The organism is Candidatus Symbiopectobacterium sp. NZEC135 (genome assembly GCF_025962695.1).
On the sequence record NZ_JAGFPF010000572.1, the window covers coordinates 1 to 1,194 of the forward strand.

General features: G+C 51.3%; 1 protein-coding gene. It reads left to right on the forward strand.

What is annotated here, in order from left to right; genetic code table 11:
• Nucleotides 1–240: 240 nt before the first annotated feature.
• Nucleotides 241–1,194 (forward strand): 2-hydroxycarboxylate transporter family protein (locus J5224_RS28855; protein WP_413544742.1); only part of this gene is annotated, 954 nt, incomplete at its 3' end.

Sequence of the window (1,194 nt, forward strand, 5' to 3'; positions counted from 1 at the left end):
CGTAATTTGTCGCTATTTATATCTGCGTTTTTTGATAGAAAATAACCAGAATTAATATAGTGTTTACGTGTCGCGCAGGGCCACTAATTTTTATTTCCCTCTCATATTGCCAAAGAAGATCTGGAAACACTGAGCGGCGATTATTCGATCGTCGACAGGCTATTATCCGTCACGTTCCACTGCATTCCCGAAGAGATGTCAACGCATTCTATTTTTGTAGATAGCAATAATACCATGGCGGTGAACATGAAAGATGATATGAGTGATGTCAGGCGGGTTGATAAGGCGCACCGACCCGATTTACTTAAAAATAAAGGGCAGCGTATCTGGCACGATTATAAGGTGGGTGTGATCCCGCTACCGCTGTTTATTCTGGCGGGAGGATTGGTGGTACTGAACTGCGTCAACGATACCTTATCAAGTGATATTGTGGTGATGGTCGTGACCCTGGCTTTTTTCGGTTTTGCCTGTGGCGAATTGGGTCGTCGTTTACCGCTGGTGGGTAAAATGGGGGCCGCGGCCATTTGCGCCACCTTTATTCCCTCTGCCTTGGTCTATTACGGGCTGTTACCCCAGGCGGTGGTGGCATCAGTCAGCACCTTTTATCACGACAGCAATATTCTGTACCTCTACATTTGCTGCATTATCGTGGGCAGTACGCTTAGCATGAACCGCACTACCTTGATTCAGGGATTCTTACGCATCTTTATTCCGATGCTGTGCGGTGAGGTGGTCGGCATGTTGACGGGGATGGCGGTGGGCCTCGCACTGGGAATGGATCCGTTCCATCTGTTTTTCTTTTTGGTGTTACCCATTAGGGCGGGGGGCATGGGTGAAGGGGCGATTCCGCTTTCGATGGGTTACGCGCTACTGCTGAATCAGGATCAGGCCGATGCGCTGGGTCATATGTTGCCGATCGTGATGTTGGGAAGCCTGACCGCCATTATTTTGGCGGGAATATTGAATCAACTCGGCAAACGCTTTCCACATCTGACCGGAGAGGGGGCGTTGATGCCTGACAGCTTGAGCCTCAGCAACAGCGCGCCCGACTTGTCTGCGCCGCCCAGCGCAAAGCCTGAATTAGCGTCTATCGCGGCGGGGGCGCTACTCGCCATGCTGCTCTACATGGTGGGGGTAGAAATATACCGTGTCTGCGGGTTGCCCGCCCCGGTTGGCATGCTGTTTCTTGCGTTG